Here is a 12,381-nt window from a genome sequence, read left to right on the forward strand (position 1 = left end):
TCCCACAGGGGATTTGCGCGTACCGAAATCCAATGTGGGAGCGAGCTTGCTCGCGATGGCGCCAGTGAGCCCACCAAAGATCCAGTCAAACCACCGGAAAATGAATCCGGAACGCCGCCCCGCCCAGCTCTGAATCTCCCAGCGTCAACCGGGCGCCATAGCTCTCGATGATGTCTTTTACCACCGCCAGGCCGATCCCTTGCCCCGGATGCTGGCGATCCAGCCGTTCACCCCGCTGCAGGATCCGTGCACGCTGGTCCGGTGGCACGCCCGGTCCATCGTCCTCGATGCTCAACTCCGTCCCGCCGAGCGTCTGGTGCACGCTCACTCGCACGTGCCCCAGGCACAGCCGATAGGCGTTTTCCAGCAGGTTGCCGAGCATCTCCAGCAAGGCGCCCTGCTCGATCGGCACCTGGCAATCCTCCGGCAGGTCGAATTCGACCTGCACGCGCTTGTCGCGATAGACCTTGTCGAGGGTGTCGCAGAGGCTTTGCAACACCGGGCGCAAGGGCACCTGATGGCGCACCAGGCCGCTTTTGCGCAGGCTGGCGCGCTGCAACTGGTAGCCGATCTGCTGGCTCATGCGCTCGATCTGGGTTTGCAGCACCCAGGCCTGCCCACGATCCTCGGGACGCCGGGCCATGTCCTCGCTGACGCCTTGCAGCACCGCCAGCGGAGTCTTGAGGCTGTGCGCCAAGTCATCGAGGGAGTCCCGATAACGGCTGCGCTGCTCACGCTCGCTGTGCAGCAGGCGGTTGAGCGAGCTGGTCAGGCGCAGCAGCTCGCGGGGATGCGCGGTGCTGAGGCTTTCGCGGGTGCCGGTTTCGATTTCGTCCAATTCCTGACTCAGGCGCCGCAACGCCCGCAAGCCCCAGGTCAGGCCGATCCATAACAGCGCCAGCAGCACCGCCAGCGCGGCGCCGAACCCCAGGTAAAGGTTTTCTCGCAGGCCTTGCAGCGTCATTTCGTAATCGTGCACCGGCTGCAGGGTGACGATGCTGAACGCCGCGCTCTGGCCCCCGAGCAGCTTGACCTCGACGTCGTAGACGAAAAACTCCTGGCCGTTGTCCTCGCGGATGCGCGCAAACTGGTTGCCCAGCCCGTCGTAGCGCGGCGCGTAGTTGATGTGTTCTTCCTGGGTCGCCTTCGAACGCCAGACCAACCGCCCTTCGCGATCATAGATGTAGCCCAGCAGGCGGGCATCGGCGAGGTTGAAGCGCTCATCGGGCAATTGCGCCGGCATCTTCAGACGATTGTTTTCCACCCGGGCGGCGGAGATCAGCGTGGTCACGTCCGAAGCCAGGCGCTGCTCGATGGATTCCTGCAAGGCCAGGCTGAAGGCGCCCTGCATCGCCGGCAGCAGCGCCAGCATGAACAACACCGCCAATGTCATGGCGGCCAGCATCAACCGCAACCGAAGCGAACGAATCACTGGCAGCGCTCGTTGAACAGGTAACCCAGGCCACGCACGGTATCGATCGGCTTGAACCCGGCTGGGGCTTCCAGTTTGCGGCGCAGGCGCCCGACCAGCACTTCGATCACATTGGGATCGCGCTCGTCGTCATCGGGATAAAGCTGCTCCATCAGGCGATCCTTGGCGACCACCTGCTGGTGATGGCGCATCAGGTACTCGAGGATGCGGTATTCGTAGGCGGTCAAGGCCAGCGGCTCATCGCCGAGGGACGCCTGCTTGCGGTTGAGGTCGAGCAACAATGGACCGGCCACGATGGTTGACTGAGTGAAACCGCTGGAGCGACGCAGCAGTGCATTCAGCCGGGCTTCGAGCTCTTCGAACTGAAACGGTTTCACCACGTAGTCATCGGCCCCGGCAGCCAGGCCTTCGACCTTGTCCTGCCAGTTGCCGCGGGCGGTCAGGATCAGGATCGGAAAGGTCTTGTCCTGCGAGCGCAACCGGCGAATCAGTTCCAGGCCGCTGATACCCGGCAGGCCCAGGTCGATCACCGCCAGGTCGTGATTGAATTCGCCGACCTGGTACAAGGCTTCCTCGGCATTGGCCACGGCCTGGACCACATGGCCGCTGTCGGTGAGACGGGTTTGCAAATGGTGGCGCAACAACGCTTCGTCTTCGACAACCAATAGTTTCATGGGCCTCTCCCAGGCGAATCAAACAACCAATTTCCAACCAAAGGCGCCGGATCGTACGCGCCGATCCGGCTGCATTCCATCATTGCCTTGCCGCCTAGAACGTATAGTTGGCGGACAGGTAGGTCTGGGCGCTGCTGGTCAGGTCCAGCGACCCCACCTTGGCGCCATCGCGCGGGCTCATCTCGGTGGTGGCATTGCTGCGCAGGTAACGGTAACCCAGTTCCACCGAGGTGTTTTGCGAAATCTGCTGCAGCACGCCGCCTTGCAAGCCAACGGCATAGCCGATATCGCTGTCGCGGCTGAAACCCGAGGAATCCTGGGTCAACTTGGTCAGGCCCGCCGTGCCACCTCCGAACAATTTGGTGCTGGCGGTCACCGGATAGAACAGATCGTAGCTGCCCAGCAGGTTCTCCTGGCGCAGCTTGATTCCGTTGTGGGTGCCCGATACGTTGTCGTAGGTGGCGTAGTAGCGGCCCTGGTCATTCTGCCGACCCAGGCGCAGGCCGTAGGTGGTGTCCTTGCCGATGATACCGTCGGCGTTCGGGTTGTTCAGCGCGCTGTCCAGGGCATTGGATTTCTTGACCTTGTCGCTGGTCTGGCCGAGGGTCAGGCCGGCGAAGTTGTCATCGGCATGGGCCAGGGCGCTGGCGCCCAGCACGGTGAAGGCCAGCAGCAGTTTTTTCATAGCAGTCATGGTCAGGTTCCTTGTGATGCGGTGGTTGTGTGAAGTCGCAGCCACGATATCCAGGGGTCCCTGAACCCCTCTTGAACGTTCTCTGAACCTGGGCTGAATGAATCGGCTAGTCTGTTCCAACAAACTTTTAAGGAGATCGATCATGCGCAGGTTGCTTGCTGTTGTACTTCTGGCCTTGAGCGGCGCGAGCCACGCCGCCATCCAGACCCAGGAGATCCCCTACACCAGTGCCGACGGCACGAAGCTGATCGGCTATTACGCCTATGACGACGCGGTCAAAGGCCCGCGTCCCGGCGTGGTGGTCGTGCATGAATGGTGGGGGCTGAACGACTATGCCAAGCGCCGCGCCCGTGACCTCGCCAGCCTGGGCTACAGCGCCCTGGCCATCGACATGTACGGCGACGGCAAGAACACCGAGCATCCGAAGGACGCCCTGGCCTTCATGCAGGCCGCGCTCAAGGATGGCAAGGCGGCCAGCGCGCGCTTCCAGGCCGGACTCGACCTGTTGAAGAAACAACCGCAGACCGACCCGGACAAACTCGCTGCCATCGGCTACTGCTTCGGCGGCAAGGTGGTGCTGGACGCGGCGCGCCAAGGTGTTCCACTGGCCGGCGTGGTGAGCTTCCACGGTGCGCTGGTCACTAACACGCCGGCCACCCCCGGCAGCGTCAAGGCCAGGATCCTGGTGGAGCACGGCGCGCTTGACAGCATGGTCACCGAGGACAACGTCACCGCGTTCAAGAGCGAGATGGACAAGGCCGGCGCCGACTACAAGTTTGTCAGCCTGGAAGGCGCCAAGCACGGCTTCAGCAACCCCGACGCCGACCGCCTGAGTCATGGCGAACATGGAGGGCCGGACATCGCCTACAACAAGGAAGCTGACGAGAAGTCGTGGGCGGATATGCAGAAGTTCTTCAAGAAGATTTTCTGACACATACCGCGCCTGTGGCGAGGGAGCTTGCTCCCTCGCCACAAAAGCCATCCCGCTCAAGCCGCTCCCACTACCCAGGCGCAAGCCAACCCGGCAAAATGCCCGGCATGAACCCACTCCCTGCCCTGCCCGCCTGCTGTTCGCCCCTGGATGACCAATGGCTGCTGCCTGACGCCCTGCCCGATACGGTGCTGCTCAGTACTCGCTTCGATCCGCTGTTGCTTGTCGCTGACGATTTTCCCAACAGCGCCATCGAGCCTCCGGCGAGCATCCGGCGTTCGGTAGCCAAGCGTCAGGCGGAGTTTCTCGCCGGGCGGATCTGTGCCCGGGCGGCGTTGCTGAGGCTCGACGGTCAGGCCGACGTGCCGGCCATCGGCGAAGACCGCGCCCCGGTGTGGTCGGCCCATGTCAGCGGCTCGATCACCCACAGCACCGGCCGGGCCGCGGCAATCGTCGCGCAAAAGCGGGATTGGCAAGGGCTGGGCATGGATCTGGAAAACCTCCTCGACCCCGAACGCGCCGAGCGCCTGGCCGCTGAAATCCTCACCCCGGCGGAACTGCTGCGCATGGCCACCGCGCCGCAGGATGACCGCGCATTGCTGGTCACCCTGACTTTTTCGATGAAAGAAAGCCTGTTCAAAGCGCTGTACCCCATCGTCGGGCAGCGTTTCTACTTCGAGCATGCCGAAATAGTCGAGTGGTGCCACTCCGGGCAAGCGCTGCTGCGGTTATTGACCGATCTGTCGGCCGAGTGGCGCCATGGCAGTGAGCTGCAGGGGCAGTTTGGGGTGAAGGATGGGCAGTTGTTGAGCCTGGTGGGCGTCAAGGCCTGAGAGTTGTATTGGCCACAATGCCGCCTTCGCGAGCAGGCTCGCTCCCACAGCTGGAATGCATTTCAAAATGTGGGAGCGAGCCTGCTCGCGAAGAGGCCTGCATGGACACCGCCTCTCTCAAGACCGATCCTGATGCCTCGGCCAGCTCAAGCTGAAACACGCCCCGCCCAGGCGCTTGCTCTTGCCGATCAGCGCCCGGCCGTCGTGCCAATGGATGATCCGCCGCACAATCGACAGCCCCAGCCCATGGCCGCCCGACGCGCGTGCGCGGCTGTCGTCCAGGCGCAGGAATGGCTTGAACACCCGCTCCCAGGCCGCCTCCGGTACGCCCGGGCCGTCATCCTCGACATCGACCCGACAGCGCAACTGGCCGACTTGGTAACTGACGGTCACCTGGGATCTGGCGTGGCGCATGGCATTACCCACCAGGTTCTGCAACGCCCGATGCAAAAAGCGTGGCTCGGCCTCGACCCAGGCGCCGTCGCAATCGGCGGCGGACAGGCACAGGCCGCGCTCAACGGTAATCCCCGCACGCAACGGGCCCAGTTCTTCGATAACCTGGTTGACCAACGCATCCAGGTCGACCCGTTGGAAATTCAACGCCGGCGACCCTTGCTCCAGCCGCGCATACGTCAGCATTTCATCCACCAGCCGATCCAGGTCTTCGATATCGTGATCCATGCCGGCCAGGTACTTGTCCCGGGCCTCGGGCGTGCTGGCGCTGCCAAGCATTTCCAGGCCGAAGCGCAGGCGCGCCACCGGCGTACGCAGTTCATGGGACACCGCGCGCACCAACTCGCGCTGGATCGCCAGCAGTTGCTGCAAGTGCTCGGCCATGCCGTTGAACGCTGCTGCCAGGCGCCCGACCGAGTCAGCGCCCCGAGCGGGTACGCGGGTCTCCAGGCTACCCTGGGCGATCTGGGTCGCGGCCGACTCCAGGCCACGCAGACGCCGCTCCAGCTGGCGCACCAGCAGATAGACAATCAGGCCGATCAGGCTCAACCCGAGTGCGGCAATCAGCACCAGCCACTCGGGCGGGTACGGATTCATCTGGTACAGCGGGCCGATTTCCAGCACCCACGGCGTCCCCACCATGCCGGCGAACACCCGGATCGAGTCGGCCCCCTTGCCCAGGGCCATCACCGTGTCGCCCTCGGCCACCCGCCGGCGCTGGTCGTCGTCCATGTCCGCCTGCTCGACAGTCATCAGGCGCAGGTCGAAACCGAAGCCTTTTTCCTGCTTGAGTTGCGCCAGCCGCTCGGGTTGCTCGGCCACCGGATAGCGCACCAGTTCGTCGGCCAGCAGGTAAATGGTCGCCCGGGCCAGTTGCTCGCTGATCTGGCGAACCTCCCCGACCAGGGTCAACTGCTCGCCATCGCTGACCAGCCGATAAACCTTCGCCGCATGCGGCCCGATCTGCTCCACCAGGACCTGCCCGCGCAACACCCGGGTGCGCTGGCCCAGGTCGAGGTCGGTCTGGCTGAACGTCTGCAACGCCAGCGGAATGCCCAGCAGGCGCTCCCACACCGCCAGGGCCCGGCGCCGTTCGGTGTCGTTCATCGGCCGCAGGTTGTCGGCCATCAAGGAAAACGTGCCATGGGCCAGGCGCTCGCGGTATTGCTCGCCGCGCGTCTGGTTGAGCAGGTGCAGCGCCAGCACGCCAAGCACCGCCACCAGCACCAGTGCCGCGCACATGCCGCCATAGATGCGCAGGAAGATGGAGTTCACGGGGTCGCGTCTACGCAGGCTTCAGGGACGAACAGGTAGCCTTTGCTGCGGATGGTCTTGATCAATCGAGGATGGTCCGGGTCGTCGCCGATCTTCGGACGGATGCGCGAGATGCGCACGTCGATCGAGCGATCCTGGCCGTCGTAGCCGATACCGCGCAGGGCGGTGAAGATTTCCTCGCGGGACAGGATGCGCCCGGCGTTGGACACCAGCAGCCAGAGCAGGTCGAATTCGGCGCTGGTCAGCTCGATACCGTTGCCCTGCAACCAGGCTTCGCGCAAGGCGTTGTCCACCACCAACGGGCCGAACTCCAGGCGCCGCTGCTTCGGCGCTGCGGACGGCTCCGGCTCGCTACGCCGCAACAGGGCCTGGATGCGGGCCAACAGGACGCGCGGGCGCACCGGCTTGCAGACATAGTCGTCGGCGCCCAGGTCCAGGCCCTGGATCTGGTCGGTGTCGTCAGCCCGCGCGGTGAGCATCAGGATCGGTCCGTCGTAGTGCTCGCGCGCCTTGCGGCAGATGCTCAAGCCGTCTTCGCCGGGCAGCATCAGGTCGAGAATGACCAGGTCCGGCTGCTCGTCGATGATCCGCTGGGCCGCCACCGCGCCGTTGCCCTCGATGGCGACGCGCAGGCCGTTGCTTTCCAGGTATTCGCGGGTCAGCTCGGCCAGGCGCTGGTCATCCTCGACAATCAATATCTGCCAGGCTTCTTGTTCCACGGAGGGGCCTCGTCTTGTTGTAGCTATAAAAAGAAAGGATGAACGCTCACCCTGTGGCGAGGGAGCTTGCTCCCGCTCGGTTGCGCAGCGACCGTAAAATCCTGGGGCCGCTACGCAGCCCATCGGGAGCAAGCTCCCTCGCCACAACAGTGCCCACTTGAAAACCTGCATCCTCCCATCTTTTTGTCATATCAAAGGAGGATCATCGCGCTCATGCACCGGCCGATTGTATAAACGGCGGCTGCATGGAAAACAAGCGGACAAATGCGTTCGGTCGAGCCGGATGTGTGTGGTAACGTGCGCGCCCGCAAAAACACCAAGCTGTTTTCGGCCGGTCGAAATCGTTGAAAAAAGGCTCGCTCCAGCAAGGTCGCGGCCTACAGAGCAGTTCCACGTTTCGCACACAAATTACGCACAGGCTTATCCACAGGTAGCACGTTGATTCATCCCCCAAAACGCATTATCTTGTAGCCCGCCGCGCAAAAAACCCTACATGTAGGGTTTCAGGCCAAAAACCAAACACAAGTCGGATAGAGAATTCAAGCGCTTTTCTTGCCTCTGTCCTGCTGCGACAGCGCATTTTTCCAAACCCAGACCGCCCCTGCGGATGGCAACTGTTTCCAAGGTCGAAAACGACCGGAACGGTACGGGTGTTGCAGTCCTTTGCTGCCACCCGGCAAACCCGGTTTCGAGCCCAGGCTCGCGACCCGAGAACTTCGGATGGAAGCGGTGCCACCGGCCCGCTTCCTACTGTCCCGAAGTTGTTATACCCGGCGCCAGCCGGTTGTAGTGCTTCAGGACGGAACGGTGGGCACCGTGATGGTGCCCAAATAAACATAGAGAACGTGGAGACACCCATGCACACCGACACAACTCGCGAGAACCCGCAGGGCACCGCGCCGCTGGCCGCCGATTCGAGCCCGGATCTGTCCGCCACCGCGCCTGGCCAGCTGCGCGTGATCAAGCGTAACGGGACTGTCGTTCCTTACACAGATGACAAGATCACCGTCGCCATCACCAAAGCGTTCCTCGCAGTTGAGGGCGGCACCGCTGCCGCCTCGTCGCGAATCCACGACACCGTGGCCCGCCTGACCGAACAGGTCACCGCGACCTTCAAGCGTCGCATGCCGTCGGGCGGCACCATTCACATCGAAGAAATCCAGGACCAGGTCGAACTGGCCCTGATGCGTGCCGGCGAGCAGAAAGTCGCCCGCGACTACGTGATCTACCGTGACTCCCGGGCCAAGGAACGCGCCATCCGCACGCCGGCCGACGCACCGGTCCAGGCTCACCCTTCGATCCGCATCGCCCGCGCCGATGGCAGCCTGGCGCCACTGGACATGGGCCGCCTGAACACCATCGTCACCGAAGCCTGCGAAGGCCTGGAAGAAGTCGACGGCGACCTGATCCAGCGCGAAACCCTGAAGAACCTCTATGACGGCGTCGCCCTCAAGGACGTCAACACCGCCCTGGTGATGACCGCGCGCACCCTGGTGGAACGCGAGCCGAACTACTCGTTCGTGACCGCCCGCCTGCTGATGGACACCCTGCGCGCCGAAGGCCTGAGCTTCCTGGAAGTTGCCGACAGCGCGACCCACCACGAAATGGCCGACCTGTACGCCAAGGCCCTGCCGGCCTATGTCGCCAAGGGTATCGAGTACGAATTGCTGAACCCTGTCCTGGCCGAATTCGACCTGGAGAAACTCGGCAAGGCGATCAACCACGAGCGCGACCAGCAGTTCACCTACCTGGGCCTGCAAACCCTGTACGACCGTTACTTCATCCACAAGGATGGCGTGCGTTTCGAACTGCCGCAGGTGTTCTTCATGCGCGTGGCCATGGGCCTGGCGATCGAAGAGAAGCAGCGTGAAGACCGTGCCATCGAGTTCTACAACCTGTTGTCGTCCTTCGACTACATGGCGTCGACCCCGACCCTGTTCAACGCCGGCACCCTGCGTCCACAACTGTCGAGCTGCTACCTGACCACCGTGCCGGACGACCTGTCGGGCATCTACGGCGCCATCCACGACAACGCCATGTTGTCGAAATTTGCCGGTGGCCTGGGCAACGACTGGACCCCGGTTCGCGCATTGGGCTCCTACATCAAGGGCACCAACGGCAAATCCCAGGGCGTCGTGCCGTTCCTCAAAGTGGTCAACGACACCGCCGTTGCGGTCAACCAGGGCGGCAAGCGCAAGGGCGCGGTCTGCGCCTACCTGGAAACCTGGCACATGGACATCGAAGAGTTCATCGAGCTGCGCAAGAACACCGGTGATGACCGCCGTCGTACCCACGACATGAACACCGCCAACTGGATCCCGGACCTGTTCATGAAGCGCGTCTTCGATGATGGCAAGTGGACCCTGTTCTCGCCATCCGAAGTGCCAGACCTGCACGACCTGACCGGCAAGGCCTTCGAAGAGCGCTACGAGTACTACGAAGCCCTGACCGAGTACAACAAGATCAAGCTGTTCAAAGTCGTCCAGGCCAAAGACCTGTGGCGCAAGATGCTCTCGATGCTGTTCGAGACCGGCCACCCATGGCTGACCTTCAAGGACCCGTGCAACCTGCGCAGCCCGCAGCAGCACGTGGGCGTGGTCCACAGCTCGAACCTGTGCACCGAGATCACCCTGAACACCAACAAGGATGAGATCGCAGTCTGCAACCTGGGCTCGATCAACCTGCCGAACCACATCGTCGACGGCAAGCTGGACACCGCCAAGCTGCAACGCACCGTGAACACCGCCGTGCGCATGCTCGACAACGTGATCGACATCAACTACTACTCGGTGCCGCAAGCGAAGAACTCCAACTTCAAGCACCGTCCGGTCGGCCTGGGCATCATGGGCTTCCAGGACGCGCTGTACCTGCAGCACATCCCGTACGGTTCGGACGCTGCGGTCGAGTTCGCCGACAAGTCCATGGAAGCGGTCAGCTACTACGCGATCCAGGCCTCCTGCGACCTGGCCGACGAGCGCGGTTCGTACGAGACGTTCCAGGGTTCGCTGTGGTCCCAGGGCATCCTGCCGCTGGACTCGCAACAGATCCTGATCGCCCAGCGTGGCCAGAAGTACATCGACGTTGACCTGAACGAATCCCTGGACTGGGCTCCGGTTCGCGCCCGTGTGCAGAAAGGCATTCGTAACTCCAACATCATGGCCATCGCACCGACCGCGACCATCGCCAACATCACCGGCGTGTCGCAGTCGATCGAACCGACCTATCAGAACCTGTATGTGAAGTCGAACCTGTCGGGCGAATTCACCGTGATCAACCCGTACCTGGTTCGCGACCTCAAGGCTCGCGGCCTGTGGGACTCGGTCATGATCAACGACCTGAAGTACTACGACGGTTCGGTACAGCAGATCGAGCGCATCCCGCAGGAACTCAAAGAGCTCTACGCGACCGCGTTCGAAGTGGACACCAAGTGGATCGTCGACGCCGCCAGCCGTCGCCAGAAGTGGATCGACCAGGCTCAATCGCTGAACCTGTACATCGCCGGCGCTTCGGGCAAGAAGCTCGACGTGACCTACCGCATGGCCTGGTACCGTGGCCTGAAAACCACCTACTACCTCCGTGCCCTGGCCGCCACCAGCACCGAGAAGTCGACCATCAACACCGGCAAGCTGAACGCGGTTTCCGCTGGCGGCAACCACGGTGACGATTCGGTCCTGGCCGCTCCAGCCGGCCCTGCGCCAGTGCCAAAAGCCTGCGCCATCGACGAACCGGATTGCGAAGCTTGCCAATAAGCTGAGCGGGTAGGCGCTGCAAGGCGCCTGCTAAAGAAGCCCCCGATAGACCGCTGGTTTATCGGGGGTTTTCTTTTGTCTGGAGGAAAGTCGGCGCCTGTCTCGGCCCCATCGCGAGCAAGCTCGCTCCCACATTTTGGACTGACCCCAAAATGTTGGACGGTCTACTGCCACATGCCCACGGATTGAGTCCTGTATTCCACAGGGCTCAGTCCACCGAGCTTCGATTTGATCCGCTCATGATTGTAATAATTGATGTACTCGTCCAGCCCTACATTCAGCTCTTCCAGATTTTCAAAGCGTTTTAGGTAGAAAAACTCGGACTTCAGGGTGCCGAAAAAACTCTCCATCGCCGCGTTGTCGAGGCAATTTCCCTTACGTGACATGCTCTGCTTTATGCCGCGTTGCTTCAGTGCATGCTGATAGCGAGGTTGCTGATACTGCCAGCCCTGGTCAGAGTGCAGCAGCAGATGAGACGGCCCTTGCAGGCGCTCGAAGGCCTTTTCCAACATTCCGGTCACCAAGGCAAAGCATGGGCGCGGGGCGGTTTCATAGGCGATGATCTCGCCGTTGTACAAATCCATTACCGGCGATAAATAGAGCTTCTTTGATCCGACTTTGAATTCGGTGACGTCCGTTACCCATTTCTGATTGGGCCGTTGCGCGACGAAATTACGCTCCAGAAGATTCGCCGCGACGGTTCCAACTTGCCCTCTATAAGATCGATACTTTTTTGGGCGCACCAAGGATTTAAGGCCCATGCGGTCCATCAGGCGCTGAATCATTTTTTCACTGACCGACTCTTTCTTTTGAAGTGCCAAAGCGATGCGGCGATAGCCAAATCGCCCTTCGTGCTGGTCGTAGAGGTCGCGGATCTTCGTTTTCAGCGAGGCATATTTGTCAGGTTTCTGAAGGGCGCTGACCTGGTAATAGAACGTGCTGCGGGCCAGGTTGGCTAACTTCAGCAGACTGTCCAGAGGAAACCTGGATCTCAACGCCATTACGGAGATGGTTTTTTCCCGGGGCGACTCCTCTTCGAAGCCTCCCTTACCTCTTCGAGCTTTTTTAGGTAAGCGTTCTCCATACGTAGGTATTCGAGTTCGGCCTTCAGTTGCTCTCGGCTCTTTGAATCGTCGTCCACGGGTTGGGAGTGATCAGGGACAGGCGTTTTTTTGGGCATGACAACAGCCTTTTTTCTCTTGGGTACGATCAGGGCAGGAAGACTGCCACTGTAGTACTGCCGCTCCCAAATGCCCACCTGCGAGGACTGACCGAGCCCGAACCGCGCGGCGACTTCCCGATGTGAGAGCCGCTCTTTTTGCATGCATTGGATGACTGAGCGTTTGAAGGCCGCGCTGTAATGGTGACCATGCGATTGCAGCCCAGCACTGCCTCGAGCCTGATAGGTGGCGACCCAGCGCCGAAGCAGGCTGTAGTCGATCAAGTAGCGGTGAGCTACCTTTCGAAAGCCTTCATTGCCATTGATATAAGCCTCAATCGCCGTAATTTTGAACTGAAGCGAAAATTTGCCCATGGAAACACCGCCAAAAGTCAGGTTGGTGTCCAACTTTTGGGGTGCAGTCCATTTTGGACTGCGTACACATAACCCTGTGGGAGCGAG

General features: G+C 61.7%; 9 protein-coding genes. 3 read left to right on the forward strand and 6 right to left on the reverse strand.

Features of this window, described 5'->3' with window-relative positions; genetic code table 11:
* Positions 1-85: 85 nt before the first annotated feature.
* The 3 genes from J3P91_RS20615 to J3P91_RS20625 all read right to left on the reverse strand — a co-directional run bounded on the left by J3P91_RS20615 (position 86) and on the right by J3P91_RS20625 (position 2,800).
* Positions 86-1,432 carry an ATP-binding protein gene (locus J3P91_RS20615; RefSeq protein ID WP_434572400.1) on the reverse strand — a complete coding sequence of 449 codons (1,347 nt, stop codon included), beginning with the start codon at positions 1,430-1,432 and terminating at the stop codon, positions 86-88.
* On the reverse strand, positions 1,429-2,106 hold the full coding sequence (locus tag J3P91_RS20620) for a response regulator (RefSeq protein ID WP_434572398.1): 678 nt from the start codon (positions 2,104-2,106) through the stop codon (positions 1,429-1,431). The genes J3P91_RS20615 and J3P91_RS20620 overlap by 4 nt, the downstream gene beginning before the upstream one ends.
* Positions 2,107-2,200: 94 nt before the next feature.
* The gene (locus J3P91_RS20625) at positions 2,201-2,800 is read right to left on the reverse strand and encodes a hypothetical protein (protein ID WP_434601589.1); all 600 of its coding nucleotides are present in this window, start codon (positions 2,798-2,800) and stop codon (positions 2,201-2,203) included.
* Between the two features lie 142 nt (positions 2,801-2,942).
* Here J3P91_RS20625 and J3P91_RS20630 point away from each other — a divergent pair, with 142 nt between their 5' ends.
* Positions 2,943-3,731 (forward strand): dienelactone hydrolase family protein, encoded by a 789-nt coding sequence (locus J3P91_RS20630; RefSeq protein WP_434601590.1) that lies wholly within the window; start codon positions 2,943-2,945, stop codon positions 3,729-3,731.
* A gap of 107 nt (positions 3,732-3,838) precedes the next feature.
* The gene (locus tag J3P91_RS20635) at positions 3,839-4,564 is read left to right on the forward strand and encodes a 4'-phosphopantetheinyl transferase family protein (RefSeq protein ID WP_434601591.1); all 726 of its coding nucleotides are present in this window, start codon (positions 3,839-3,841) and stop codon (positions 4,562-4,564) included.
* Between the two features lie 117 nt (positions 4,565-4,681).
* Here the strand turns inward: J3P91_RS20635 and J3P91_RS20640 are convergent, their stop codons facing one another.
* Together J3P91_RS20640 and J3P91_RS20645 are read right to left on the reverse strand one after the other, a co-directional pair.
* A complete protein-coding gene (locus J3P91_RS20640; RefSeq protein WP_305499381.1) occupies positions 4,682-6,292 on the reverse strand; it encodes an ATP-binding protein in 1,611 nt (536 codons plus the stop codon).
* A complete protein-coding gene (locus tag J3P91_RS20645) occupies positions 6,289-7,011 on the reverse strand; it encodes a response regulator (protein ID WP_434601592.1) in 723 nt (240 codons plus the stop codon). Before J3P91_RS20645 ends, J3P91_RS20640 begins: the two co-directional genes overlap by 4 nt.
* Before the next feature lie 857 nt (positions 7,012-7,868).
* Between J3P91_RS20645 and J3P91_RS20650 the strand changes: the two genes are divergently transcribed.
* Positions 7,869-10,760 (forward strand): ribonucleoside-diphosphate reductase subunit alpha, encoded by a 2,892-nt coding sequence (locus J3P91_RS20650; protein WP_434601593.1) that lies wholly within the window; start codon positions 7,869-7,871, stop codon positions 10,758-10,760.
* Between the two features lie 164 nt (positions 10,761-10,924).
* Here J3P91_RS20650 and J3P91_RS20655 read toward each other — a convergent pair.
* Positions 10,925-12,294, reverse strand: a protein-coding gene (locus J3P91_RS20655; protein WP_434605000.1) for an IS3 family transposase whose coding sequence is annotated in 2 segments (ribosomal slippage) — positions 10,925-11,818 and positions 11,821-12,294 — 1,368 coding nt in all. Because the reading frame shifts where the segments join, the coding sequence is not laid out codon by codon here.
* Between the last annotated feature and the right edge of the window lie 87 nt (positions 12,295-12,381).

This window comes from Pseudomonas sp. Z4-7, assembly GCF_051131965.1.
Taxonomy (GTDB): domain Bacteria; phylum Pseudomonadota; class Gammaproteobacteria; order Pseudomonadales; family Pseudomonadaceae; genus Aquipseudomonas.

Excerpts from the sequence above, each read along its gene's own strand:
- J3P91_RS20620 (WP_434572398.1), bottom strand. The coding sequence starts at position 2,106 with ATGAAACTATTGGTTGTCGAAGACGAAGCGTTGTTGCGCCACCATTTG.
- J3P91_RS20625 (WP_434601589.1), bottom strand. The coding sequence starts at position 2,800 with ATGACTGCTATGAAAAAACTGCTGCTGGCCTTCACCGTGCTGGGCGCC.
- J3P91_RS20630 (WP_434601590.1), top strand. The coding sequence starts at position 2,943 with ATGCGCAGGTTGCTTGCTGTTGTACTTCTGGCCTTGAGCGGCGCGAGC.
- J3P91_RS20635 (WP_434601591.1), top strand. The coding sequence starts at position 3,839 with ATGAACCCACTCCCTGCCCTGCCCGCCTGCTGTTCGCCCCTGGATGAC.
- J3P91_RS20650 (WP_434601593.1), top strand. The coding sequence starts at position 7,869 with ATGCACACCGACACAACTCGCGAGAACCCGCAGGGCACCGCGCCGCTG.